1 protein-coding gene is annotated in these 825 nt (G+C 34.7%); it reads left to right on the top strand.

The annotated features are described in order from the left end of the window. On the top strand, nucleotides 1-825 hold an 825-nt coding region (locus tag N2Z58_09460; protein MCX7654885.1), incomplete at both ends, for an AAA family ATPase.

Raw genomic sequence — 825 nt, 5'->3', positions numbered from 1 at the left:
ATAACCAAATACACAAAAGCTGGTGTTTTCTCTACTCTCAACAACCTTGCCGATATCTCTCTTCACGAAGACTTCAGTCAAATGCTCGGATATACTAAACAAGAAATTGAACATTATTTTTCTGAATACATCGATATTGCTTGTCAAAAGCTTGGAATGAGCAAGGAATATCTTCTTGAACAACTTGAGAAATACTATGGTGGATTTTCTTTTGATGGCAAACATTCTGTCTTTAATCCTTTTGCTGTACTTTTGTTTTTCCTCAACAATAAGTTCCTTGCATATTGGCATGATACTTCTCAACCAAAGTTCTTGTATGATTATCTTGTAGATAGCAAAGTTAAACTGGAAGATGTACTCAAAAAAGAATTACTCATCTCATACACAGAACTAACAAGCAGAGAGATAGAAGAAAGCTTAGCAAAGTCTTTTCTTGTGCAAGCAGGATATTTGACATTTGCAAAAGAAATAGACAGTGGGTTGTATCAATTGAAAATCCCAAACATAGATGCAGGGCAGTCATTAACACAAATGGTACTTGAGATAAATTACAAATTAGATACAGAAGTGTTCAATCAAGAAGGTAAAAAGATAAGAGAAAGTGTGAGGAAAGAAGAAGTAGATAAGTTGATAGAAGGGATAAAACAGATATTAGGTAGGATGAGCTACAGGTTGAATGAGAGGATAAAGAGGGCATTAAAGAAAGCAGAAGACAAGTTAAGTTTAATAGAATCGCACTATGAGATAGTAATAAGTGGGATACTGATGGGTAGTGGGATATATCATGAGATAGAAGTAGAGGTAGCGGGGGGAATAATAGACATA

Source organism: Fervidobacterium sp. (genome assembly GCA_026419195.1).
GTDB lineage: Bacteria > Thermotogota > Thermotogae > Thermotogales > Fervidobacteriaceae > Fervidobacterium.
The sequence above is the reverse complement of the archived record's forward strand: the minus strand, read 5'-3'. Positions and strand labels throughout refer to the sequence as shown.